Source organism: Pseudomonas sp. RIT-PI-q (genome assembly GCF_001297125.1).
GTDB lineage: Bacteria > Pseudomonadota > Gammaproteobacteria > Pseudomonadales > Pseudomonadaceae > Aquipseudomonas.
Genome location: NZ_LHPC01000077.1, coordinates 211405 through 236809 on the forward strand (window position 1 = coordinate 211405; position 25405 = coordinate 236809).

Consider the following 25405-nt stretch of genomic DNA (forward strand, 5'->3'; position numbering starts at 1 on the left):
CACAAGGGTTTCTCTCGTAGGAGCGAGCGGCTTGAACGCTTGTGTGAAATTTCTGAAAAGAGGGTCAGAAACGAGCCATTTGCCTCATCCAGCAGGGGAGGCGGCGCTGCCCGCTCGTAGCGGGCGCGAAAGGCATCATCCGTACATCCCGCTTTTAACGGGGTGCAGACGCAGACCCTTGAAAGGATTCAGGCCGAGTCGGTCATGGCTCTTCGGCTTTGAGTTCCTTTTCCATCTTCTGCAATTCTTGAGTGAATGCCTGATCCTGAACGGTGGCGCGTTTACGCCAGGGTTTGCGTTCCGGTTCGGGCTGAGCGGCGTAGGTGGTGACTTCCCCGCCGTAAACTTCCTTGTAACGTTGTTCCTGGCGCTCAAGTTCCGCGCGCAGTTCGTCTTTCGTCACAGTGCTACCTGATTGAGTTGAGATAAATTCTGGTGAAACGCGCTGCACAAATCTATTAATCACGCTCGTCGAAAGGACAAAACCCGCGAAGGCGTCGTTTTTCGGCGTTGCGATCAAGACTTCCATGTTGCAGGCGGCCACGGCACCAGAGAAAAACAGCTGACGTAGCATCAGTTTCCTGTTTCAGCGAGCGCATTGGCGAAGCATATGAAATGAGCGTCAGGCACTTGCTGCGGGTAGCAGCGATGGATCATCGCGCTACCGGGTGACGGTTTCGGCAAGTAAAAACCGAGTCGCCACTGAATTGTATTATAGCGGTCGATTCGAAGAACACTATCTCCAAAGAATTTAAAGTAGGTTGTTGCCTGTGTTGTTTTGTTACTCGCAACTTCTGCGGGTAACTACGGTACTGAGTGGCGCCACTTTGCACTGATGTCTTTCTGGCGTCATTAAGCCGAACAAAGTTAGTACATCGGCCTCCATTAAGTCATGACCAAAAATAACATGGAGTCGGCTGACGAAAGTCGCTGGGCTAAAAACGCCCGCGTTGGCTGCGTCGATTGCGATTATCGGTCGCAGGTTCGATAATCGCCCAGTGTTGGCTGTCCGGGCTTGTATACAGGACTGGTAGCCGCTTGTAATAGCCGCTGATCCGTGTGGAAAAGGACCTGTTATGAACGATCAAATGCGCAATTCCTTCGCTTCGGTGGCGCCGCCGATCGTCGCATCGCCCGCCAAACGGATCCAGGCGCTGACCGGTGATCCGGATTTCATGACGTCCCTGGCTCGTGGCCTGGCCGTGGTGCAAGCGTTCCAGGAACGCAAGCGGCACCTGACCATCGCCCAGATCAGCCACCGTACGGAAATACCCCGCGCCGCCGTGCGACGTTGCCTACACACGCTGATCAAGCTCGGCTATGCCACCACCGATGGCCGCACGTATTCGCTGCTGCCCAAAGTGCTGACCCTCGGCCATGCCTATGTGTCATCGACGCCGCTGGCGGTTTCCGCCCAGCCGTACCTGGACCGCATGAGCGAGCAACTGCATGAGGCCTGCAACATGGCCACCCTGGAAGGCGATGACATTTTATACATCGCCCGCTCGGCGACCACCCAGCGACTGATTTCCGTCGACCTGTCGGTGGGCGGACGCCTGCCGGCCTATTGCACTTCGATGGGCAGGATTCTTCTCGCCGCCCTGGACGACACGTCCCTGGGCGAATACCTCGATCATGCCGAGCTGCAAGCCAAGACCAGTCGCACCTTGCACACTCCCGAGGCCTTGCTCGAATGCCTGCAAGAGGTGCGGCAACAAGGCTGGTGCATTGTCGATCAGGAACTGGAGCAGGGCCTGCGCTCGATTGCTGTCCCGGTGTACGACGCTTCCGGTCAGGTAGTCGCGGCACTCAACGTCAGCACTCACGCGGGTCGGGTCAGTCGCAACGAACTGGAGCAGCGTTTTCTGCCGGGGCTTCTGTCCGCCAGCCGCGACCTCAGCGCACAACTCTTTGCCTGAGCTTTCACCTAAGCTGTTCGATAAACGCACAGAGTCGCGTTTATCGAATTGACGCTCTTTCCACAAGATCACTAATGTCGCGGCAGCGCCAGCACTGGCTGGCACCTGTCCGACTGCGTTCTTGCGTGGAATAAAAATAATGAACCAGCCTCAGTCTGCTGTAGGAAACTGCCTCGACGTGCAGTCCTTCATCAACGCTCAACCCATTTCGCGCTACCAATGGCGGGTGGTGATCCTGTGTTTCCTGATTGTTTTCCTCGATGGCCTCGACACCGCGGCCATGGGTTTCATTGCGCCGGCCCTGTCTCAGGATTGGGGCATAGACCGCGCCAGTCTCGGCCCGGTGATGAGTGCGGCGTTGATCGGCATGGTCTTCGGCGCATTGGGTTCCGGCCCATTGGCTGACCGCTTCGGGCGAAAAGTCGTCCTGGTGGGCGCGGTGCTGTTGTTCGGCGCTTTCAGCCTGGCCTCGGCTTACAGCAGCAACGTCGATCAGTTGCTGGTGCTGCGCTTTCTCACGGGCCTGGGTCTTGGTGCCGGCATGCCAAACGCCACCACGCTGTTGTCCGAATACACCCCGGAGCGCAAGAAGTCGCTGCTGGTGACCAGCATGTTCTGCGGTTTTAACCTCGGCATGGCCGGCGGCGGTTTCATTTCCGCCAAGCTGATCCCGGCCTTCGGCTGGCACAGCTTGCTGATGATCGGCGGGATTCTGCCGCTGATCCTGGCCGTCGTTCTGCTGTTTTGGCTGCCGGAATCGGCGCGCTTCCTTGTCGTCCGCAATCGCGGCACCGACAAAGTGCGCAAGACCCTGGCACCGATTGATCCGACCGTCGTGGCCCAGGCTTCCAGCTTCAGCGTGCCGGAACAGAAAACCGTGAAGGCGCGCAACGTGTTCGCGGTGATCTTTTCCGGCACCTACAGCACCGGCACGTTATTGCTGTGGCTGACTTACTTCATGGGCCTGGTAATTGTTTACCTGCTGACCAGTTGGCTGCCGACCCTGATGCGCGACAGTGGCGCGAGCATGGAGCAGGCGGCGTTCATTGGCGCACTGTTCCAGTTTGGCGGGGTATTGAGCGCAGTGGGCGTAGGTTGGGCGATGGACCGGTTCAATCCGCACAAGGTCATTGGCACTTTCTATCTGTTGGCCGGGGTATTTGCCTACGCGGTCGGGCAGAGCCTGGGCAACATTACGCTGTTGGCGACTTTGGTGTTGGTGGCGGGGATGTGTGTCAACGGCGCGCAATCGGCGATGCCGTCGTTGGCTGCGCGGTTTTATCCGACCCAGGGCCGGGCGACCGGGGTGTCGTGGATGCTCGGGATTGGCCGCTTCGGCGCGATCCTCGGGGCCTGGATGGGCGCGACGCTGCTGGGTCTGGGCTGGAATTTCGAGCAGGTGCTGACGGCGTTGGTGATCCCGGCGGCATTGGCGACCACGGCGGTGGTGATCAAGGGCATGGTCAGTCATGCGGATGCGACCTGAGCATTTGATCCGGCATTTCGGGTGGGGTTGATGGCCTCTTCGCGGGCAAGCCTCGCTCCTACAAGGTACTCGTTCCCTGTAGGAGCGAGGCTTGCCCGCGAAGCTTTTAGCGATCGATAGCGAGACAACAATGTGTTCGATAAACGAACACTCAGTCGATTATCGGATTGTTTGGGGTTTTTCTGGGGCTTACTCTTCAATCACTCCGGCGCTGAACCTCGCGCCTTTTTCTTCCACTGTCGGTTCACAACAAAACGGGAGCCTGCCCCATGGCTGAAATCCTTTCGCTGCACGACGCGGTGAAGCAATTCGTTAATGACGGCGATACCGTCGCGCTCGAAGGCTTCACCCACCTGATCCCGACAGCAGCGGGTCATGAAATCATTCGTCAGGGCAAGAAAGACCTGACGCTGGTGCGGATGACCCCTGACCTGATCTACGACCAGTTGATCGGTGCCGGTTGCGCTCGCAAGCTGATTTTCTCCTGGGGCGGCAATCCCGGCGTCGGTTCCCTGCACCGTCTGCGTGATGCCGTCGAGAAGCAGTGGCCGCACGCGCTGGAAATCGAAGAACACAGCCACGCCGACCTGGCCAATGCCTACGTCGCTGGCGCTTCCGGCCTACCGTTCGCGGTGCTGCGTGCCTACGCCGGCTCTGACCTGCCGAAGGTCAACCCGCTGATCAAAACCGTCACCTGCCCATTCACTGGCGAAGTGCTGGCCGCCGTGCCTTCAGTGCGCCCGGACATCACCGTGATTCACGCGCAGAAAGCCGACCGTAAAGGCAACGTGCTGCTCTGGGGCATTCTCGGCGTGCAGAAAGAAGCCGCGTTGGCGGCCAAGCGCTGCATCGTCACCGTCGAAGAAATCGTCGACGACCTCAATGCCCCGATGAATTCCTGTGTGCTGCCGACCTGGGCCTTGAGCGCGGTCTGCCACGTTCCTGGCGGCGCGCATCCGTCTTACGCTCACGGTTACAACGAGCGCGACAACCGTTTCTACCAGGCGTGGGACCCGATTGCCCGCGACCGTGACACCTTCACCGCGTGGATCAACGAGTACATCCATGGCTGCGCTGACTTCAGCGAGTTCCAGGCCAAGCTGGCCGCTGCTTCGGAGGCGAAGTAATGACTTACACCACCAATGAAATGATGACCGTCGCCGCTGCCCGCCGTCTGAAGAACGGTTCGGTGTGCTTCGTCGGTATCGGCCTGCCGTCGAAAGCCGCCAACCTGGCGCGGCTGACGTCCTCGCCGGATGTCGTCCTGATCTACGAATCGGGTCCGATCGGTGCCAAGCCGAGCGTCCTGCCGCTGTCGATTGGTGCCGGTGAGCTGGCGGAAACCGCCGACACTGTGGTCCCGACCGGTGAGATTTTTCGCTACTGGCTGCAGGGCGGGCGCATTGACGTCGGCTTCCTCGGCGCCGCGCAAGTCGACCGCTTCGGCAACATCAACACCACCGTGGTCGGCGACTACCATGCGCCGAAAGTCCGTCTGCCGGGTGCCGGTGGCGCGCCGGAGATCGCTGGCTCGGCCAAAAGCGTGTTGATCATCCTTAAACAGTCGGCACGTTCCTTTGTCGACAAACTCGACTTCATTACCTCGGTCGGCCATGGCGAGGGCGGAGATTCACGCAAGCGTCTCGGCCTGCCGGGTGCCGGTCCGGTCGGCATCATCACCGACCTGTGCATCATGGAACCGGAAACCGGCACCCATGAATTCGTGGTCCCCGCGCTGCACCCTGGCGTCACCCGCGAACAAGTGACCGCCGCCACCGGTTGGGCGATTCGTTTTGCCGAACAGGTTGAAAACCCCGCCGAGCCGACTGAAGTCGAACTCACAGCCCTGAGGGATCTGGAAGCCCGCACCGCCGCGGCCCACGGCCAAGCACCCGGAGAAGCGTGATGCGTGACGTTTATATCTGCGACGCGATTCGCACCCCCATCGGCCGCTTCGGCGGTGGCCTGTCGGCGGTTCGCGCCGACGATTTGGCCGCCGTGCCAATCAAGGCGCTGATGGAACGCAACCCTTCGGTAGACTGGAACGCCGTGGATGAGGTGTTCCTCGGTTGCGCCAACCAGGCCGGTGAAGACAACCGCAACGTGGCGCGCATGGCGTTGCTGCTGGCCGGGCTGCCGGAAACCATTCCTGGCGTCACCCTCAATCGCCTCTGCGCCTCGGGCATGGATGCCATCGGCACCGCGTTCCGCGCCATCGCCAGCGGCGAGATGGAGCTGGCGATTGCCGGCGGCGTCGAGTCGATGTCGCGCGCCCCGTTCGTGATGGGCAAGGCGGATGCTGCGTTTTCGCGCAACATGAAACTTGAAGACACCACCATTGGCTGGCGCTTCATTAACCCGCTGATGAAAGCCCAGTACGGTGTCGATGCGATGCCGCAGACCGGCGATAACGTGGCTGACGATTACGAGATTTCCCGCGAGTCGCAGGACGCTTTCGCCCTGCGCAGTCAGCAGCGGGCAGCCGCCGCGCAGGCCGCAGGATTTTTCGCCGAAGAAATCGTTGAAGTGCGCATTGCCCACAAGAAGGGCGAAAGTATCGTCAGCCAGGATGAACATCCGCGCGGCGACACGTCCCTGGAAGTGCTGGCCAAACTCAAGCCGGTCAATGGTCCGGACAAGACCGTCACCGCCGGCAACTCCTCCGGTGTGAACGACGGTTCGGCAGCGTTGATTCTCGCGTCCGCCGAAGCAGTGAAGAAACACGGCCTCACCGCCCGCGCGAAAGTGCTGGGCATGGCGAGCGCCGGCGTTGCCCCTCGGGTGATGGGCATCGGCCCGGTGCCGGCCGTGCGCAAGTTGACCGAACGCCTCGGCCTGGCGGTCAGCGATTTCGACGTGATCGAACTCAACGAAGCCTTCGCCAGTCAGGGTTTGGCCGTGCTGCGTGAATTGGGGTTGGCGGACGATGCACCTCAGGTCAACCCGAACGGTGGCGCGATTGCCTTGGGCCATCCGCTGGGCATGAGTGGCGCGCGTTTGGTGCTGACGGCGCTGCATCAGCTGGAAAAGACCGGCGGCAAGAAAGGTCTGGCGACCATGTGCGTCGGCGTCGGTCAGGGGCTGGCCCTGGCGATCGAACGCGTCTGACACGCCGCGTGACTAATAAGAACTGAGGAATGCTTCATGACTGACAAGCCTGGTTACCGTCGCCCGCAGGAGGGCACTCAGCCGGAATACCTGCACCCGACCTATCAATCCACCAACCGGCGCGCGCCGTCCAAGCCGTTGGTGTTTTTGCCCCATTCGCTGTCGGAAATTACCGGCCCGACCATCGGCGCCGAGCGTATCAACGCGCAGGACAACGACCTGACCGCCCAGCACAAGGCCGAGCCATTGGGCGAGCGCATCATCATTCACGGCCGCGTGCTGGATGAAGATGGCTTGCCGGTGCCGGGGATTCTGGTGGAGATCTGGCAGGCCAACGCCGCCGGCCGCTACAACCATGATCGCGACCTGCATGACGCACCGCTGGACCCGAATTTCACCGGCACCGGCCGCACCGTGACCGACGCCGATGGCTGGTATCAGTTCCAGACCATCAAGCCTGGCGCCTATCCGTGGGGCAACCACCACAACGCCTGGCGCCCGGCGCACATCCATTTCTCGCTGTTCGGGCCGAGCATCCTGACGCGCCTGGTCACCCAGATGTATTTCCCGGGCGACCCGCTGCTGGCTTACGACCCGATCTACAACTGCGTGCCCGATACCCGCGCCAAAGAGCGTTTGATCGCCAGTTTCGACCTGGAAAAAACCATTCCTTCCTACGCCCTCGGTTATCGCTGGGACATCGTCTTGCGCGGCCGCGAAGCCACGCCGATGGAGAAATAAGATGACGCTGAACGCGACCACGTCCCACACCGTCGGGCCGTACTACCACATCGGCCTGACCTGGCTGAACCGCGAAAACCTGACCGTCGAACAAACCCTCGGCGAGCGCGTGGCGATCACCGGGCAAGTCATCGATGGCAACGGCGACGTCGTCAACGACGCCATGCTGGAAGTCTGGCAGGCCAACGCCGCCGGCAAGTACGACCATCCTGAAGACGATCAGGACAAACCCCTGGACCCGAATTTCGAAGGGTTTGGCCGGGTGCCGGTGGATGCGCAAGGGCGCTTTCGTTTCACCACCATCAAACCGGGCACGGTGGAAGGCCTGAAAGGCACGACCCAGGCGCCGCATCTGGTGGTGCTGGTGTTTGCTCGCGGGCTGGTGAAGCACCTGCTGACGCGGATTTATTTTGATGGCGAGCCGGCCAACGTGGCGGATCCGTTACTGGAGTGCGTGCCTGCGGATCGCCGCAGTACCTTGCTGGCTAAGCAGGATGCGTCGGGCGTTTATCAGTGGAACGTGATTCTGCAGGGGACTGATGCGGAGACCGTGTTCTTCGATTATTGATTGAACACCACAAAACCTGTGGGAGCGGGCTTGCCCGCGAAAGCGGTGGGCCAGTCAACATTGATATCGACTGACACACCGCTTTCGCCAGCAAGCCGGCTCCTACAGGGGAATTGCGTTGCCTTATGCATCTGCGGAACGGGACTGTTGCAAAGTATGTCTAGACTCTCACTGTCCCCAAAGAGTGAATACCAATGACAACCTCTACAGCTCACTACACCGGTGAAGAGCGCAGCAAAAGGATCTTTGCGATCGTTGGCGCCTCGTCCGGCAACCTCGTCGAATGGTTCGACTTCTACGTCTACGCATTTTCCGCGATCTATTTTGCCCCGGCCTTTTTTCCCTCCGACAACCCCACGGTGCAGTTGGTCAACACCGCCGGTGTGTTTGCCGCCGGGTTCCTGATGCGGCCCATCGGTGGCTGGATCTTCGGCCGGGTCGCGGACAAGCACGGACGCAAGAATTCGATGATGATTTCGGTGCTGATGATGTGCTTCGGTTCGTTGCTCATCGCCTGCCTGCCGACCTACAACAGCATCGGGGTCTGGGCGCCGATCATGCTGTTGTTCGCGCGCTTGCTTCAGGGCTTGTCGGTGGGCGGGGAGTACGGCACCACCGCGACCTATATGAGTGAAATCGCCCTCAAGGGCCAACGCGGGTTCTTCGCCTCGTTCCAGTACGTGACGCTGATTGGTGGCCAGTTGCTGGCGGTGTTGCTGGTGGTGATCCTGCAACAATTCCTCAACGAAGATGAATTGCGTGCCTATGGCTGGCGGATCCCGTTTGTGGTCGGCGCGGCGGCGGCGGTGATTTCGTTGTTCCTGCGTCGTTCGCTCAAGGAAACCACCAGCAAGGAAATGCGCGAAAACAAAGACGCCGGCAGCATCCGCGCGCTGTTCCGCGACCACAAAGCTGCGTTCATTACCGTGCTCGGTTACACCGCCGGTGGTTCGCTGATTTTCTACACCTTCACCACGTACATGCAGAAGTACCTGGTGAACACCGCCGGTATGCACGCCAAAACCGCCAGTTACATCATGACCGGCGCGCTGTTCCTTTATATGTGCATGCAGCCGCTGTTTGGCATGCTCGCGGACAAGATCGGCCGACGTAACTCGATGCTGTGGTTCGGTGCTTTGGGTACGTTGTGCACCGTGCCAATCCTGTTGAGCCTGAAAAGCGTCAGCAGTCCGTTCCTGGCCTTTGTGCTGATTACCGTGGCGCTGGCGATCGTCAGTTTCTACACCTCCATCAGCGGCCTGGTGAAAGCCGAAATGTTCCCGCCGGAAGTGCGTGCGTTGGGCGTCGGCCTGGCTTACGCGGTGGCGAATGCGATCTTCGGCGGTTCAGCGGAATATGTCGCGCTGAGCCTCAAAGCCGTGGGCATGGAAAACTCCTTCTACTGGTACGTGACGGTGATGATGGCGGTGGCATTCCTGTTCAGCCTGCGCCTGCCAAAACAGGCGAAGTATTTGCATCACGACCTTTGATCTTTACCCGTGGGCCGAACCGGCCCACGCCTTCAGGGATTGTTTATGAACGAGCGACCGGGCAATCAATTGTTCGATGCCTATTTCACTGCCCGCGATATGCGTGACGTGTTCTGCGATCAGGGCCGGGTGCAGGCCATGCTCGATTTCGAAGCGGCACTGGCCCGGGCCGAGGCGCGGGTTGGCTTGATCCCACAGACAGCCGTCGCTTCTATCGAAGCGGCGTGTCGTGCAGACCATTACGATTTCGCCGCCCTTGGTGAGGCGATTGCCACGGCGGGCAATTCGGCGATTCCGTTGGTCAAGGCATTGGGCAAACAGATCGCAACACACGACACCGAGGCCGAGCGCCATGTGCATCTGGGCGCGACCAGTCAGGACGTGATGGACACTGGCCTGGTGTTGCAACTGCGCCGCGCGCTGGAATTGATCGAAGCGGATCTGGCGCAACTGGCGGAAACCCTCGCGACCCAGGCCTGGCGTTACGTTGCTACGCCACTGGCCGGACGCACCTGGCTGCAACACGCGACGCCGGTCACCCTCGGCATGAAAATCGCCGGTTGGCTGGGCGCGGTGACGCGCAGTCGCCAGCGTCTGCAGGAACTCAAACCGCGACTGCTGGTGCTGCAATTCGGTGGTGCCTCCGGAACCCTCGCGGCGCTTGGCGAGCAGGCGCTGCCGATTGCCGAAGCGCTGGCCGAGGAATTGCAACTGACGTTGCCGGAACAACCCTGGCACACCCAGCGTGATCGCCTGGTGGAGTTCGGCGCGGTGCTGGGCTTGATCGCCGGCAGCCTCGGCAAATTCGGCCGCGACATCAGCCTGTTGATGCAGACCGAAGCCGCCGAAGTGTTCGAACCGTCGGCACCGGGCAAGGGCGGATCATCGACCATGCCGCACAAGCGCAACCCGGTGGGGGCGGCGGTGCTGATCGGCGCGGCAACACGGGTGCCAGGTTTGCTCTCGACGCTGTTCAGCGCCATGCCGCAGGAACATGAGCGCAGCCTGGGCCTGTGGCATGCCGAATGGGAAACCCTGCCGGAGATTTGCTGCCTGGTCTCTGGCAGTTTGAAGCAAGCGCTGTTGCTGGCGGATGGGCTGGAGGTCGATGCCGATCGCATGGTCCGTAACCTCGACCTGACTCAAGGCCTGGTGCTGGCAGAAGCGGTGAGCATCGTGCTTGCCCAGCGAGTCGGGCGCGACACGGCGCATCATTTATTGGAGCAATGCTGCAAACGTGCCGTGGCCGAACACCGTCATCTGCGCGCTGTCCTCGGCGACGAGCCGCAAGTGACCGCCGAGCTTTCGCCCGCTGAACTGGATCGTCTGCTGGACCCTGCCCATTACCTCGGTCAGGCCCATACCTGGGTCGAACGAGCGGTGGCTGAACATTTCGCGTTGACTGCCTGAAGGAGATTGCTGTGGCTTTCGTACAACTCGCCGAGGGCGAACTGCATTACCAACTTGATGGGCCTGCCGAGGCGCCGGTGCTGGTGCTGTCCAACTCACTGGGCACCGATCTGCACATGTGGGACGCGCAGATTGCGGCGTTTACCGAGCACTTGCGCGTGTTGCGTTTCGACACCCGTGGTCACGGCCAATCGCTGGTGACACCGGGACCGTACAGCATCGAGCAACTGGGGCACGACGTGCTGGCGCTGCTGGATGCGTTGCACATCGAACGGGCGCATTTCTGTGGCTTGTCCATGGGCGGGTTGATCGGCCAATGGCTGGGGATCAACGCCGGTCAGCGTCTGAACAAACTGGTGGTGTGCAACACCGCAGCGAAAATCGGTGACCCGTCGGTGTGGAACCCGCGCATTGAAACGGTGCTGCGTGACGGTTCGGCGGCCATGGTTGCCCTGCGTGATGCGTCGATTGCGCGCTGGTTTACGCCGGACTTTGCCGAAACCAATCCGGCGGCGGCGAAGAAGATTACCGACATGCTGGCGGCGACTTCGCCTGAAGGTTACGCGGCCAACTGCGCGGCGGTGCGCGATGCCGATTTCCGCGATCAACTGTCGTCGATCAAGGTGCCGCTGCTGGTCATCGCCGGCACCGAAGACGCGGTCACGCCACCGTCCGGCGGGCACTTCATTCAGGAGCACGTGCAGGGCGCCGAGTACGCCGAGTTCTACGCGGCGCATTTGTCCAATGTCCAGGCCGGCGCCGCATTCAGCGAACGCGTCCTGGCATTTCTGTCAGCTGATTAAGGGGATTGTCGTGGACGAGAAACAACGTTACGACGAGGGCCTGAACGTCCGTCGCGCGGTACTCGGCGACGCCCACGTCGACCGCAGCCTGAACGCCCTGACCGAGTTCAACTCGGAGTTTCAGGAAATGATCACCCGCCACGCCTGGGGTGACATCTGGACGCGCCCGGGCCTGGCGCGGCATACCCGCAGCCTGATCACCATCGCCATGCTGATCGGCATGAACCGCAACGATGAACTCAAACTGCACCTGCGCGCCGCCGCCAACAACGGCGTGACCCGTGGGGAGATCAAGGAAGTGATCATGCAGAGCGCGATTTACTGCGGCATTCCGGCGGCCAACGCGACCTTCCATCTGGCCGAGTCGGTGTGGGATGAGTTGGGGGTTGAATCGCGGGAGTGATCCTGGAGATTTTCGGCGCCTGAACTGACGCCATCGCGGGCAAGCCCGCTCCCACAGGTTTTGTGTTGTGCCGCCGATTGTGGACACACCATAAATCCCTGTGGGAGCCGGGCTTGCCCGCGATGGCGGCGGTACATTCAATATTGATGTGACTGAAAGCATGCCATCGCTAGCAGGCCAGCTCCCACATGGGGCCGGTGTGAACACAGAATTCGCGCTCACCAAAGATCCCCTGTAGGAGCGAGGCTTGCCCGCGAAGGCGTCCCCAAGCCTTACAACAAACTGATCGGATAGCTGACGATCAGCCGATTCTCGTCAAACTCGTTATTGCTGAAGTCCCGGCGGATGGTCGAGTTGCGCCATTTCAGGTTCAGGTCCTTCAGCGCACCGCTTTGCACGGTGTAGCCCAATTCGCTTTCGCGACCCCATTCCTTGCCGTCGGTGATGCTGCCGGTGTGCACGTTATCGCCGCTGATGTAGCGGTTCATCATCGTCAGGCCGGGCACGCCGAGGGCGACGAAGTTGTAGTCGTGGCGCACCTGCCAGGATTTTTCCTTGGCATTGTCATAACTGGCGTTATAGCTGTCGTTGGCCAGGGTCCCGCCGCTGGTGCCGTTGACCCGCATCCACGCGCTGTCGCCGGTGAGTTTTTGCAGGCCGACGTAGAAGGTGTTGCCGCCGTATTTGGCCGAGAACATGCCCGACCAGGTCTTGTTGTCCAACTCGCCGGCCCGGGCGCTGCCGTCATCCTTGCCGTAGAAGAAACCGAGGTTGGCGCCCAGGGTCCAGTCGCCGATGGGCTGGCTGTGGATCAGATTGACGTATTGCTGGCTGTAGATGTCCTTGAGTTCAGCGTTCCACAAACCGACCTGGGTGCGTTTTTCATTGAACACGTATTCGCCACCCTGGAAGTTGAAGCGGTCGGAGGTGAACGCGGCTTTGCCGGTCATCGACATGTCGCTCATGCTGCTGTCATCGCGCGGGCTGTTGGCGCGGAACTGGCCGCCGTAGAGCGTCAGTCCGTTGATTTCCTTCGAAGTGATCTGGCCGCCACGGAAGGTTTGCGGCAACGAGCGACCGTCGTCCGAACGCAGGATCGGCAGCACCGGCATCCACTCGCCGACCTTCACTTCTGTTTGCGAAAGCTTGGCTTTGAACGCCACGTTGGTGCGCCCAAAGTTGTCCGCCGGGCGACCGTCGCTGTCCAGCGGCAACAACTGCGTACCACCGGTGCCTTTGCCGCCATCGAGCTTCACCGAGTACAGCCCCAGCACATCCATGCCGAACCCGACGGTGCCCTGGGTGAACCCGGACTTGGCGTCGAGAATGAAACTTTGCGTCCACTCTTCAGCCTTACCCTGAGCTTTGGTCGGGTTGGTGAAGTTGCGGTTGATGTAAAAGTTGCGCAGGTTCAGGTTGACCTTGGCGCCGTCGACAAAACCTGACTCCTCGGCCTGGGCGGGCAGGGCCGCGCTGGTCAGGGCGACAGCGATCAGGCCGGGAACGAAATACTGCGCGGTGGAAGGCGTCATGAGCTCGGGTCTCTCTAATTCTTGGGGATGAAACGGGGCGATGCCGCAACCTTTGGGGTTGCAGACAAACATCTGAAATCAGGACAAAAACGAACGGGATCAGCCGGACAGGGCGGGGCGCGGGGGCATGGTGTCGAACCTGTTGTTATTGGTCTTGTGAGGCGAATGGTGCGGGGAATGTACTGAATGGTTCAATCGGTGAAAGCGGGTTTTGGGCGATTATCGAACGTAAGATTGGCCGATGTATTGTGGTGAATGTGCGGGCGCCATCGCGGGCAAGCCCGCTCCCACAGTGGACTTTCTGCATCTATGAGATCTGTGGCAAACCCAAAAACCTGTGGGAGTGGGCTTGCCCGCGATGAGGCCATCACCCGCACCAAAGCTTTCCCCCGCAGACAACAAAAAGCCCACCAAAAGGTGGGCTTCTCATGTTTCAACGCGCTATCAGAACATCCTCATCTTCGGCGCATCTTCTTTCAACGGCTCATTCTTCGCCGTCTGCTCGTTCCAGCCACCACCCATTGCCTTGTACAGATTCACCTGGCTCACCAGCTGCGCCAGACGATCAGTGATCAGCACCTGTTGGGCACTGAACAGCTGACGCTGGGCATCGAGGAAGGTCAGGTTGCTGTCGACACCGATCCGGTAACGACGCTCGGCCAGGCGGTAGTAGTCCTGGTTGGCGCTGACGAAGTCACGCTGCGCCTTTAACTGATCGGTGTAGGTCTGGCGGGCGGCCAGGCCATCGGCGACTTCCTGGAAGGCTGTTTGAATGGACTTCTCGTAGTTCGCCACACCGATGTCTTTCTGGATTTTCGAGTAATCCAGGCTGGCGCGCAGGCTGCCGGCGTTGAAAATCGGCAGGTTGATCTGCGGTTGGAACAGCCAGGTGCCCGAACCGCCCTTGAACAGGCCGGACAGGTCCGGGCTGAGGGAGCCGGCGTTGGCCGTCAGGCTGATGCTCGGGAAGAACGCAGCCCGCGCCGCGCCGATGTTGGCATTGGCGGCCTTCAGGTTGTACTCGGCCTGGAGGATGTCCGGACGACGTTGCAGCAAGTCCGATGGCAGGCCGGCCGGCACGTCGCTCAGCAGGTCGTCAGCCAACGGCTTGGCGGCTTGCAGGTTGGCCGGCACACCGGTGCCGAGCAGCAGCACCAGGCTGTTTTCATCCTGGGCCACCTGACGGGTGTACTTGGCCAGTTGCGCACGGGCGTTTTCCACCGACGTGCGCGACTGCGCCAGGTCCAGCGCCGAGGCGACACCCACTTCGTTGCTGCGTGCGGTGAGCTTGTAGCTCTCCTCGAACGCACCGAGGGTGTCCTGGGTCAGTTTCAGCAGCTCCTTGTCGGCCTGCCAGGTCAGATAGGCATTGGCCACGCTGGCCACCAGGCTGATCTGGGTACTGCGGCGCCCTTCTTCAGTGGCGAAGTATTTCTGCAGCGCTTCTTCACTGAGGCTACGAACCCGACCGAACAGGTCGAGTTCATAAGCGCTGATGCCAACGGTAGCCGAGTACGAGCTGGTGATGCCTGCCTGACCGGTCTGCGAAGCATCTGCCGGGATTCGTTGACGGCTGCCGGTGCCATTGGCCGACACGGCCGGGAACAGATCGGCACGCTGGATGCGGTATTGAGCCGCGAACGCGTCGATGTTCAGGGCCGCGACGCGCAAGTCACGGTTGTTTTCCAGCGCGACCTGAATCAGCTGTTGCAGCGCCGGGTCATGGAAAAACTGCTTCCAGCCTTGTTCCGCAGCTGCCTGATTCGGCGCCTGGGCCGCCGAGTACGCCGGGCCTTGCGGGTATTGACCTGCCACCGGTGCTTCAGGCTGCTGATAATCGGGAATCAGCGAGCAGCCACCGAGTACAAATGCGGCGACGGCTAGGGAGAGTAGCGACTTGCTCATTGGCCAGCCTCTTTAGGAGTTTCAGTTGCATCATCCTGATCGACGTTTTTACGCTGACCGATGGACGACACGGTGACGAAGAACAGCGGGACCCAGAAGATCGCCAGGACCGTAGCCGTGAGCATACCGCCAATCACCCCAGTACCGATCGCATGTTGGCTACCCGAACCTGCACCCGTGGAAATGGCCAGTGGTACGACACCGAGGACGAAGGCGAGCGAGGTCATGATGATCGGTCGCAAACGCATCCGGCAGGCTTCGATCGCTGCATCGCGCAGGCTACGCCCTTGTTCATGCAGTTCCTTGGCAAATTCGACAATCAGAATGGCGTTTTTCGCCGCCAGGCCGATGGTCGTCAACAGGCCCACCTGGAAATACACGTCGTTGGACAGGCCCCTCAGGCTGGTCGCCATCAGCGCACCGATGATCCCCAGCGGCACCACCAACATCACCGCAATCGGGATCGACCAGCTTTCGTACAACGCCGCCAGACACAGGAACACCATCAGCAGCGACAGCGCATACAACGCTGGCGCTTGCGAACCGGACAGGCGTTCCTCGTAAGACAGACCGGTCCAGGAAATACCGACACCGGCCGGCAGTTTCTTGGCCAGGGCTTCGACTTCGGCCATGGCTTCACCGGTGGAGTAGCCGGGCGCCGGGGCACCGAGGATTTCCATCGCTTCTACGCCGTTGTAACGCGACAGCTTCGGCGCACCGTAGATCCACTCACCCTTGGCGAAGGCCGAGAAGGGCACCATGGTGCCGGCGCTGTTGCGTACATACCATTTCTTGATGTCTTCCGGGCTCATGCGCGAGCCGGGTTGGCCTTGCACGTAAACCTTCTTCACCCGACCGCGGTCGATGAAGTCGTTGACGTAGCTACTGCCCAGCGCAATCGACAGGGTGCTGTTGATGTCGGTGAGGGTAATGCCCAGGGCACTGGCCTTCTCGTCGTCGATTTCCAGCTGATATTGCGGTTCATCGTTCAGGCCGTTCGGACGCACCTGATAGAGCACTTTGCTCTGCGCGGCCATGCCGAGGAACTGGTTACGCGCCTCCATCAACTTGTCGTGACCGATACCGGCACGGTCTTGCAGGAACACGTCGAAACCGGTGGCGTTACCCAATTCCAATACTGCCGGCGGTGCGAAGGCGAAGACCATGGCATCGCGGAAGGTGAAGAAGTGCTGCTGGGCGCGGGCAGCGAGTTTGAACACGCTGTTTTCCGCATCGCGCTGGTCCCACGGCTTGAGCATGATGAACGCCAGACCGGAACTTTGCCCGCGACCGGCGAAGTTGAAGCCGTTAACGGTGAACACCGAAGCCACGGCGCTGGACTCTTTATCCAGCAGGTAGGAACGCATTTCGTCGATCACCACCTGGGTCCGTTGGGCGCTGGAGCCAGCCGGGGTCTGCACCTGGGCAAACAGTACGCCCTGGTCTTCTTCCGGCAGGAACGCCGTTGGGATGCGGGTGAACAGCCAGACCATGCCGACCAGAATGATCACGTAAGCCAGCAGGTACGGCGCCTTGTTGGTGAGCATGTTGCCCACACCACGCTCGTAGCTTTTGACGCCACGGTCGAAGCTGCGGTTGAACCAGCCGAAGAAGCCGCGTTTCGGCGTACCGTGCTCGCCTTTCGGAATCGCCTTGAGCATGGTGGCGCAGAGTGCCGGGGTGAAGATCAGTGCAACCAATACCGACAGGGCCATGGCCGAGACGATGGTGATCGAGAACTGCTTGTAGATCACACCGGTGGAGCCGCTGAAGAACGCCATCGGCAACAGTACCGCCGAGAGCACCAGGGCAATACCGACCAGCGCACCCTGGATCTGCCCCATGGATTTCTTGGTGGCCTCCTTGGGTGACAGGCCTTCTTCACTCATGACCCGTTCGACGTTTTCCACCACGACGATGGCATCGTCCACCAGCAAGCCGATGGCCAACACCATGCCGAACATGGTCAGGGTGTTGATGCTGAAACCGAAGGCCGCGAGGATCCCGAACGTACCGAGCAATACCACTGGCACCGTCATCGTGGTGATCACGGTGGCGCGGAAGTTCTGCAGGAACAGGAACATCACCAGGAACACCAGCACGATCGCTTCGACCAGGGTTTCAACTACGCCCTTGATCGACTCGGTCACCACCGGGGTGGTGTCGTACGGGAACACCACTTCCATCCCTTGCGGGAAGAACGGCTTGAGCGTGTCGATGGTCTTGCGCAAGGCTTTTGCAGTGTCGAGGGCGTTGGCACCGTTGGCCAGTTTTACCGCCAGACCGGAAGCCGGTGCGCCGTTGAACTGGGCGTTGATGCTGTAGTTCTCGCCACCCAGGCCAACGTCGGCGACGTCGGACAGGCGCACTTGCGAGCCGTCCTTGTTGACCTTGAGCAGGATCTTGTTGAACTGCTCGGCGGTCTGCAGGCGGGTCTTGCCGATGATCGTGGCGTTCAATTGCTGGCCGGGCGCCGCTGGCAAACCGCCCAGTTGGCCGGAAGAGACCTGGATGTTTTGAGCGGCGATGGCGGCCTTTACATCCACCGGAGTCAGGCTGAAGTTGTTCAGCTTGGCCGGGTCGAGCCAGACGCGCATGGCGTACTGCGAACCGAAGACCTGGAAGTCACCGACACCGGCGGTCCGCGAGATCGGGTCCTGCATGTTCGACACGATGTAGTTGGACAGGTCGTCCTTGGTCATGCTGCCGTCACGCGACACCACGCCGATCACCAGCAGGAAGTTTTTCACTGCCTTGGTCACGCGGATGCCCTGTTGCTGCACTTCTTGCGGCAGCAGCGGGGTGGCCAGGTTCAGTTTGTTCTGGACCTGAACCTGCGCGGTATCGGAGTTGGTGCCTTGCTCGAAGGTCGCGGTAATGGTCATGCTGCCGTCGGAGTTACTTTCCGAGGACACATAACGCAGGTTATCGATACCGTTGAGCTGTTGCTCGATCACTTGCACCACGGTGTCCTGCACGGTTTGTGCGGACGCGCCTGGGTAAGTCACCTGGATCGCAATGGCCGGCGGCGCAATACTCGGGTATTGGTTGATCGGCAGCTTGAGAATCGATAGTGCCCCGACCAGCATGATCACCAAGGCAATTACCCAGGCGAAAATCGGACGGTCGATAAAAAATCTAGACATGGGTTACTCCCCTTTGCCGCTGGAAGCCTTGTCAGCTGCCTGTGCGGGGGCCGGGTTCTTTGCGCCAACGTTAGTCGCTTCACTGGCGTTGACTTCGACGCCAGGTTTGACGAATTGCAGCCCTTCGGTGATCAGGCGATCGCCGGCCTTCAGACCGTCTTCGATCAGCCATTGGTTGCCGACGGTGCGGCTGGCCTTGAGCTGACGCAGTTCGACCTTGTTGTCCGGGCCGACGACCAGTGCGGTCGGCGCGCCTTTGAGGTCGCGGGTCACGCCTTGTTGCGGGGCCAGGATCGCTGCGGCGTTCACACCAGCCTGCAATTGCGCGTGAACGAACATGCCCGGCAGCAGCGTGTGGTCAGGGTTCGGGAACACGGCGCGCAGGGTCACGGAACCGGTGGTCTGGTCAACCGAGACTTCGGAGAACTCGAGCTTGCCTTCCTGCTTGTACTGGCTGCCGTCTTCGAGGGTCAGCTTGACCGCCGCCGCGTTTTCGCCGGATTTTTGCAGACGGCCGCTTTCCAGTTCGCGGCGCAACTGCAGCAGTTCCACAGAAGACTGGGTGACGTCGACGTAGATCGGGTCAAGTTGTTGAATGACTGCCATCGCATCGAGCTGGCCGCTGGTCACCAGCGCACCTTCGGTCACGTTCGAACGGCCGATGCGGCCGGTCAGCGGCGAGTAGACTTTGGTGTAGCGCACGTTGATCTGGGCGCTTTGCAGCGCGGCTTCCGATTGCAAACGGTTAGCCAACGCCGTGTCGTATTCCTGGCGGCTCACAGCCTGTTCGTTGACCAGTTGCTTGTAGCGATCCGAAATCGACTTGGTCTGTTGCAGGTTGGCTTCGGCGCTTTTCAGGGTGGCTTCATAAACGGCTGGATCGATCTGATACAGCTGCTGGCCCGCCTTGACGTCACCGCCTTCCTTGAACAGACGCTTGAGAATGATGCCGTTGACCTGAGGGCGAACTTCGGCGATGCGGTACGCACTGGTACGGCCCGGAAGCTCGGAAGTCAGGGTGAACGCTTGAGGTTGCAGAGTAACAACGCCGACCTGAGGGGGTGGTGCGGCAGGCGCCGCCTCTTCCTTTTTACATCCGCTGAGCAGCGATGCCAGGGCAAGGGCAGTGACCAGAGCGGTAACAGCTGGCTTGAATTGCATGAAAATCCTCGGGTCAGGCGCGCAAATTGCGCACTAGAAATGTGGAAGGGTAAAAAAATGTGCGCTGAGTGGATAAGTAGCTTGCTAAGCAATATACTTACGTTCATGGTTGTTTGTAAACACCCTGGCTGCGTACCCACTCCGTTACAAAAGCCGTTCAAAGGTTGGAATTGTATGCCGGTGACGACGCCCAAGAGCGTTCGCTCCACTTTTATTCAGCGGATGTTCAGACACCGCTGAAGCACCCTGATTGAGGTTTTACTGCCATGGTCCGTCGTACCAAAGAGGAAGCTCAAGAAACCCGTAGCCAGATACTCGAAGCGGCAGAAAAAGCCTTTTACGAGCGGGGCGTGGCGCGCACGACATTGGCCGACATCGCTACCCTGGCCGGCGTCACGCGCGGGGCCATCTACTGGCATTTCAGCAACAAGGCGGATCTGGTCCAGGCCATGCTCGATACGTTGCAGGAGCCGCTGGATGAAATGGCCAAGGCCAGTGAAAGCGAAGATGAACTCGACCCGCTGGGCTGCATGCGCAAACTGCTGATTCATTTGTTTCATCAAGTTGCCCTGGACCCGAAAACCCGACGCATCAATGAGATTCTGTTTCATAAGTGCGAATTCACCGATGAAATGTGCGACCTGCGCCAGCAACGCCGAGAGGTCAGCCTAGAGTGCAATGTGCGAATCGCCCTGGCCCTGACTAATGCGGTGAATCGCGGTCAGTTGCCGGAAAACCTCGACACGGCACGCGCGGCCATTGCCATCCATGCGTATATCGATGGCACCCTGTATCAGTGGCTGTTAGCCCCCGACAGCTTTGAGCTGCACACCGAAGCCGAGCGTTTGGTCGATACAGGGCTGGACATGCTGCGTTTGAGCCCCAGCCTGCGTAAGTGAAACAAAATGCTTAATCGGTTCCGCGTGTGTCAATCGCTGGCGCCGTAAATGAACAGGTTTTCACGCGTCATGCGGTAATGGGGTGCTTTTATATACTTACACTCGACCGGTTGACAGGTAGCAAGCTCAGTATTTTGTAGGAATTTTGTGTCGAGTAACCTACGGATCGCTGCACGGCCTCTGTAGGAGCTGCCGGAGGCTGCGATCTTTTGATCTTGTTTTTAAAAAGCAAAAATAAAAGATCGCAGCCTCCGGCAGCTCCTACAGGGGCCGTGCCAAACTGCGATATTCAGGTACAAAAAAGCCGCGTTCATCCGCGGCTTTTTTACGTGCATGGGTTATCGCTATTGCTTGGCTTTCTTGCTCTCGCGATCTGGCCCTCGCTCCAGCACCTTCGTCACATCATCGACCAAGGCTTTGCTCATGGCTGTCAGGTAATGCGCGGCCCAGATATGTCGGTCGGTATCACGGTTAAAGGCAGCCTCTCGGGTTAGGTCCTTGGCCAGGAACAGAAAGTCGGAGGCCATGGATAACGCGTCAACTAGGGGCACGTTGCGATTGACCTGGAACAGCGCCTGGTTTGAGCAGTAGATGAAGGGGGTGAGGCCGATGGTTTTTAGTTCTGAAATTGCGAACGAATCTGTTTTGTTCATGATTGAACTCCTAGTTGAGGAGCTGTCACATTCGTTTCCAAGCGAATGGGTGACAGCTATGCGCGGGTTGGAAAACCGGGAAACTAGGAACCGGCATGCCCGAAGGCATCCCACGCACAGCCGCCATAAATCATGATCACAAAACGTATGCAATCTTGATGGGGACGCTGTTACGGCTAGTATTCGACGGGTTTCCAAGCCCGATCGCTGAATGGTCAGCGACGTCTGGAGAGTATCCCGTCGAAGAAAAGCGCAACAAGGCATCAAAGTGCCCAAACAGCACGATTCGGAGTTTGCCTACAAGGTCTGCAGACGTCATCCTATATTCCGACACTGGAAGTAAACGGGACTAAACATCAGGTCCAAAAAACACGCATAAATTCGTTGGTTGAACCGGGTTTTTCCAAGCGAACGCGACCTCTGAAACCACCGCCACCCTGTAGGAGCGAGCTTGCTCGCGATGGACCCACAGGCACCGCGTTTACCTTGGTGAAACGCGTCATCGTTGACGACCTTCGCGAGCAAGCTCGCTCCTACAGGGATGCATACTCCCCGCTGGCCGCCGTGCTTTTGATCTTGATGCACCTATATCGTGAGGCCGAGTGCAGGTTCTGCACCCACAAAAAAGCCCCAACTCTCTCGAGTCGGGGCTTTTGCGTTTCAACGGGTGACGATTACAACGTCGGGTAGTCGATGTAGCCAACCGGGCCCTTGGCGTAGAACAGCTCCGGACGTGCCTCGTTCAGCGGCGCATCGGCTTTCAAACGTGCTGGCAAATCCGGGTTGGCAATGAACGGCACGCCGAAGGCGACCGCGTCGGCCTTGCCGCTGGCCAGCCAGGCGTTGGCGCTGTCCTTGGTGAAGCGTTCGTTGATGATGTACGGACCGCCGAAAGCTTCTTTGATTTGTGGGCCGAGGCTGTCGGCGCCTTCTTTCTCGCGGGAGCAGATGAAGGCGATGCCACGTTTGCCCAGTTCACGAGCAACGTAGGTGAAGGTTTCTCCCAGGTTGTCGTCGCCCATGTCATGGGAATCGGCACGCGGTGACAAGTGCACACCGACGCGGCCAGCGCCCCAGATTTCGATCGCGGCGTCGGTCACTTCCAGCAACAGGCGTGCACGGTTTTCCAGCGAGCCACCGTAGTGGTCGGTGCGCTGGTTGGTGCTGCTTTGCAGGAACTGGTCGAGCAGGTAACCGTTGGCGCCGTGGATTTCCACGCCGTCGAAACCGGCTGCCTTGGCGTTCTCGGCACCGACGCGGTAAGCGTCGACGATGTCGGCGATTTCAGCGGTTTCCAGCGCGCGTGGCGTCGGGTAGTCGGACAGTGGGCGAACCAGGCTGACGTGACCTTTCGGCTGGATGGCGCTCGGTGCGACCGGCGCTTCGCCGTTCAGGTACGACTCATGGGAAACCCGGCCGACGTGCCACAGTTGCAGGAAGATCTTGCCGCCCGCGCCGTGGATCGCTTTGGTCACGTTGCTCCAGCCCCGCACCTGGTCGTTGGACCAAATGCCCGGGGTGTCCGGGTAACCGACGCCCATCGGCGTGACCGAGGTGGCCTCGCTGAGGATCAGGCCGGCCGAGGCGCGCTGTACGTAGTATTCAGCCATCAGCGCGTTCGGCACGCGGCCTTCGTCGGCGCGGCAGCGGGTCAGCGGAGCCATGATGATGCGGTTGGCCAACTCGAGGTCGCCCAGTTTGATCGGATCAAAAATAGTCGTCATGCAATACAACCCTCGTGAGGTTAGTGGGTAGCAGGGGCCAGTTCGGGGTTACCGCTCTGACGGAAAGTAATCAGGGTCACCAGCAGGGCGAGTACCGCCAGTGCCGCTGCGGCGAGTGGCACGCTGGTCAGGCCGAAGCCGTGGGCGATGACGCTGCCGCCGACCCAGGCACCGAGTGCGTTGCCGACGTTGAACGCGCCGATGTTCAGGGTCGACACCAGGTTCGGTGCGGCTTGGCCGTAGGTCACGACGTTCACTTGCAGGGCGGGTACGGCGGCGAAGCACGCGGTGGCCCAGAGGAACAGGGTGATTTCGGTCGGGATCAGGGCAACGCTGGTCCAGGTCAGGACCGTGGAGACCACCGCCATGGTGATGAACACGCCGATCAGCGTCGCCGCCATGCCTTTGTCCGCCAGCTTGCCGCCGATGATGTTGCCGACGGTCAGGCCCAGGCCGATGAGCATCAGGGTCCAGGTCACGCCGCGTGGCGAGACGCCGGTGACTTCGCCCAGCAGCGGGGCAACGTAGGTGAACAAGGTGAAGACAGACGCGGCGAACAAGGCGGTCATGCTCAGCGACAGCCAGATACCGGCGCCTTTAAGGGCGCGCAGTTCGGCGCGCATGTCGAGTTTTTCTTCATCACGCTTGGCGGGCAGGAAACGGATCAGGCCGATCAGCGCAATCACACCGATCACGGTCACCGCCCAGAACGTCGAGCGCCAGCCGGCTTGCTGACCGAGTGCAGTGCCCAGCGGAACGCCGAGGACGTTGGCCAGGGTCAGGCCGGTGAACATCAGGGCTACGGCCGATGCGCGCTTGTTGGCGGGCACCAGGCCTGCCGCGACCACCGAACCGATGCCGAAGAACGCGCCGTGACACAGGGCCGTGACCACACGGGCAAACATCAGCACGTTGTAGTCACTGGCGACTGCGCAGAGCAGGTTGCCGACAATGAAAATTCCCATCAGCGCTACTAATGCAGCCTTGCGCGGCAGTTTGGCCGTAGCCAGTGCCATGAACGGCGCGCCGATGGCCACGCCCAGGGCGTAACCGGTCACCAGCCAGCCGGCACCGGGGATTGACACACCAAGGTCGGCCGCCACATCAGGCAGCAAGCCCATGATGACGAACTCCGTGGTGCCGATGGCGAAGGCGCTCAAGGCCAGGATGAGTAGCGAGAGGGGCATTGTTCAGTTCCTTGTCGGAGCGCTGAGCTCCTTGACGATGGCGTCGAGGAACGCCTGGATCACGTCCTCGTTGCGTTTGAAAAAGTGCCATTGACCGGCTTTCTGGCTGCTGATCAGTCCCGCACGTTGCAAGTTCGCCAGGTGGGCGGACACGGTCGACTGCGACAGGCCGCAGCGTTGGTCGATCTGTCCGGCGCAAATGCCGTACTCGTGGTTGTGGATCTGTTCCGGGAACTGCGACTTGGGGTCTTTCAGCCAGGTGAGGATGTCTCGGCGTACTGGGTGTGCCAGGGCTTTTATTATTTCGTCGAGGTCGATGGTCATGGGTATGGGCTCGTGATGAATAAAACGCTATATCGCGATGAGGCGAACTTTAAATCGGTACTTCGCGATATACCAATATGATTTTGGTCTGACGACCGTATAAATCGGTATATCGGGTTATAACGATACGTAGGTTGTAAAGAGATAAGGCCGCAATGCTAAGCTGCGCCCATGAACTATCTCGCACATCTTCACCTCGGTGGCCAGCGTCCCGGTCAATTGCTCGGCAGTCTGTACGGCGATTTCGTCAAAGGGCGGCTGCAAGGGCAGTTCGAGCCGGAGGTAGAGGCCGCTATCCAGCTGCACCGCAGCATTGACGTGTTTACCGACCGACATCCGTTGGTGGATGTCGCGTTGTCACGGTTTTCCCTGACGCGGCGGCGTTACGCCGGGATCGTGCTCGACGTGTTTTTCGATCACTGCCTGGCGCGGGACTGGATGCTTTACTCGGAGCAGCCGCTGGATCAGTTCACTTCGGACGTGTACCGGGTGCTGTCCACGGAACCGCAGTTGCCGGAACGCCTGGCGCGGATCGCCCCGCACATGGTGGCTAATGACTGGTTGGGTTCCTACCGGGAATTCGCGGTGCTGGAGCAGGTGCTGCGGGGGATCTCGCGACGGTTGACCCGGCCGGAGGAGTTGGCGGCTGCGATGCAGGAATTGCGGGTGTTGTATGAACCGTTGAGCGAGGATTTTCGGGTGTTCTATCCGCAGTTGCAGACATTCGCTGCAACGCCGCGAATCTAATGTGGGAGCGGGCTTGCCCGCGATTGCGGTATGTCATTCAGCATCATTGTTGAATGTTAAGCCGCTATCGCGGTGTAGAAACGGATACATCCTTTACAAACGAAACCGGGGACATCCTTTACGTTTCTGTTGGCTTGAAAGGCGGCTTTCGCCGCTTTTCAACCTGCCTAAAAGGTAGTTGCAGAGGTAAATATCCCAC

General features: G+C 60.0%; 22 protein-coding genes. 13 read left to right on the forward strand and 9 right to left on the reverse strand.

The genetic code is table 11. The annotated features are described in order from the left end of the window. Window positions 1-202: 202 nt before the first annotated feature. Window positions 203-403, reverse strand: coding sequence for a hypothetical protein (locus AEQ67_RS32770; RefSeq protein WP_007935837.1), 201 nt, complete (start codon window positions 401-403; stop codon window positions 203-205). 673 nt (window positions 404-1076) lie between these two features. Here AEQ67_RS32770 and pcaR point away from each other — a divergent pair. From pcaR to pcaC, 11 genes are all read left to right on the forward strand, one after another. Then, a complete protein-coding gene (gene pcaR / locus AEQ67_RS32775) occupies window positions 1077-1919 on the forward strand; it encodes a pca regulon transcriptional regulator PcaR (protein ID WP_059407993.1) in 843 nt (280 codons plus the stop codon). 139 nt (window positions 1920-2058) lie between these two features. Further along, entirely contained in the window at window positions 2059-3405 is a 1347-nt protein-coding gene (locus tag AEQ67_RS32780; protein ID WP_059407995.1) for an MFS transporter, read from the forward strand. Between the two features lie 269 nt (window positions 3406-3674). Beyond that, window positions 3675-4532: a CoA transferase subunit A gene (locus tag AEQ67_RS32785; protein ID WP_059407998.1), complete on the forward strand. Its 858-nt coding sequence runs from the start codon at window positions 3675-3677 to the stop codon at window positions 4530-4532. Beyond that, the gene (locus tag AEQ67_RS32790; RefSeq protein ID WP_059407999.1) at window positions 4532-5311 is read left to right on the forward strand and encodes a CoA-transferase subunit beta; all 780 of its coding nucleotides are present in this window, start codon (window positions 4532-4534) and stop codon (window positions 5309-5311) included. The genes AEQ67_RS32785 and AEQ67_RS32790 overlap by 1 nt, the downstream gene beginning before the upstream one ends. After that, window positions 5308-6513, forward strand: a complete 1206-nt coding sequence (gene pcaF, locus AEQ67_RS32795; RefSeq protein ID WP_177333696.1) for a 3-oxoadipyl-CoA thiolase — start codon at window positions 5308-5310, stop codon at window positions 6511-6513. The genes AEQ67_RS32790 and pcaF overlap by 4 nt, the downstream gene beginning before the upstream one ends. Before the next feature lie 36 nt (window positions 6514-6549). After that, a complete protein-coding gene (gene pcaH / locus AEQ67_RS32800) occupies window positions 6550-7254 on the forward strand; it encodes a protocatechuate 3,4-dioxygenase subunit beta (protein WP_059408005.1) in 705 nt (234 codons plus the stop codon). Between the two features lies 1 nt (window position 7255). Further along, window positions 7256-7822, forward strand: coding sequence for a protocatechuate 3,4-dioxygenase subunit alpha (gene pcaG, locus AEQ67_RS32805; protein WP_059408007.1), 567 nt, complete (start codon window positions 7256-7258; stop codon window positions 7820-7822). 194 nt (window positions 7823-8016) lie between these two features. Then, on the forward strand, window positions 8017-9312 hold the full coding sequence (locus AEQ67_RS32810) for an MFS family transporter (protein ID WP_059408009.1): 1296 nt from the start codon (window positions 8017-8019) through the stop codon (window positions 9310-9312). A gap of 45 nt (window positions 9313-9357) precedes the next feature. Continuing rightward, window positions 9358-10722 (forward strand): 3-carboxy-cis,cis-muconate cycloisomerase, encoded by a 1365-nt coding sequence (locus tag AEQ67_RS32815; RefSeq protein ID WP_059408011.1) that lies wholly within the window; start codon window positions 9358-9360, stop codon window positions 10720-10722. A gap of 11 nt (window positions 10723-10733) precedes the next feature. After that, window positions 10734-11525, forward strand: a complete 792-nt coding sequence (pcaD, locus tag AEQ67_RS32820; protein ID WP_059408013.1) for a 3-oxoadipate enol-lactonase — start codon at window positions 10734-10736, stop codon at window positions 11523-11525. A 10-nt stretch (window positions 11526-11535) separates the two neighbouring features. Further along, complete coding sequence (gene pcaC / locus AEQ67_RS32825; RefSeq protein ID WP_059408015.1) at window positions 11536-11928, forward strand: 4-carboxymuconolactone decarboxylase; 393 nt, start codon at window positions 11536-11538, stop codon at window positions 11926-11928. A gap of 272 nt (window positions 11929-12200) precedes the next feature. Here pcaC and AEQ67_RS32830 read toward each other — a convergent pair whose 3' ends face one another. The 4 genes from AEQ67_RS32830 to emhA all read right to left on the reverse strand — a co-directional run bounded on the left by AEQ67_RS32830 (window position 12201) and on the right by emhA (window position 19672). Then, on the reverse strand, window positions 12201-13460 hold the full coding sequence (locus tag AEQ67_RS32830; protein WP_059408016.1) for an OprD family porin: 1260 nt from the start codon (window positions 13458-13460) through the stop codon (window positions 12201-12203). Between the two features lie 444 nt (window positions 13461-13904). Next, entirely contained in the window at window positions 13905-15365 is a 1461-nt protein-coding gene (emhC, locus tag AEQ67_RS32835) for an efflux RND transporter outer membrane subunit EmhC (protein ID WP_059408018.1), read from the reverse strand. After that, window positions 15362-18511 carry an efflux RND transporter permease subunit EmhB gene (gene emhB / locus AEQ67_RS32840; protein ID WP_059408020.1) on the reverse strand — a complete coding sequence of 1050 codons (3150 nt, stop codon included), beginning with the start codon at window positions 18509-18511 and terminating at the stop codon, window positions 15362-15364. The genes emhC and emhB overlap by 4 nt, the downstream gene beginning before the upstream one ends. 3 nt (window positions 18512-18514) lie before the next feature. Further along, entirely contained in the window at window positions 18515-19672 is a 1158-nt protein-coding gene (gene emhA / locus AEQ67_RS32845; RefSeq protein ID WP_059408021.1) for an efflux RND transporter periplasmic adaptor subunit EmhA, read from the reverse strand. A 266-nt stretch (window positions 19673-19938) separates the two neighbouring features. Here emhA and emhR point away from each other — a divergent pair, with 266 nt between their 5' ends. Next, on the forward strand, window positions 19939-20571 hold the full coding sequence (gene emhR / locus AEQ67_RS32850) for an efflux system transcriptional repressor EmhR (RefSeq protein ID WP_059408023.1): 633 nt from the start codon (window positions 19939-19941) through the stop codon (window positions 20569-20571). A 344-nt stretch (window positions 20572-20915) separates the two neighbouring features. Here emhR and AEQ67_RS32855 read toward each other — a convergent pair whose 3' ends face one another. The 4 genes from AEQ67_RS32855 to AEQ67_RS32870 all read right to left on the reverse strand — a co-directional run bounded on the left by AEQ67_RS32855 (window position 20916) and on the right by AEQ67_RS32870 (window position 24459). Further along, window positions 20916-21224, reverse strand: a complete 309-nt coding sequence (locus AEQ67_RS32855) for a DUF3077 domain-containing protein (RefSeq protein WP_059408025.1) — start codon at window positions 21222-21224, stop codon at window positions 20916-20918. 674 nt (window positions 21225-21898) lie between these two features. Continuing rightward, window positions 21899-22948: an alkene reductase gene (locus AEQ67_RS32860; RefSeq protein ID WP_059408026.1), complete on the reverse strand. Its 1050-nt coding sequence runs from the start codon at window positions 22946-22948 to the stop codon at window positions 21899-21901. 20 nt (window positions 22949-22968) lie between these two features. Continuing rightward, on the reverse strand, window positions 22969-24135 hold the full coding sequence (locus AEQ67_RS32865; RefSeq protein ID WP_059408028.1) for an MFS transporter: 1167 nt from the start codon (window positions 24133-24135) through the stop codon (window positions 22969-22971). A 3-nt stretch (window positions 24136-24138) separates the two neighbouring features. Then, the gene (locus tag AEQ67_RS32870) at window positions 24139-24459 is read right to left on the reverse strand and encodes an ArsR/SmtB family transcription factor (protein ID WP_059408029.1); all 321 of its coding nucleotides are present in this window, start codon (window positions 24457-24459) and stop codon (window positions 24139-24141) included. A 171-nt stretch (window positions 24460-24630) separates the two neighbouring features. On the opposite strand from AEQ67_RS32870, the gene AEQ67_RS32875 reads away from it, so the two are divergent. Beyond that, a complete protein-coding gene (locus tag AEQ67_RS32875; protein WP_059408031.1) occupies window positions 24631-25206 on the forward strand; it encodes an acyl carrier protein phosphodiesterase in 576 nt (191 codons plus the stop codon). Window positions 25207-25405: the final 199 nt, after the last annotated feature.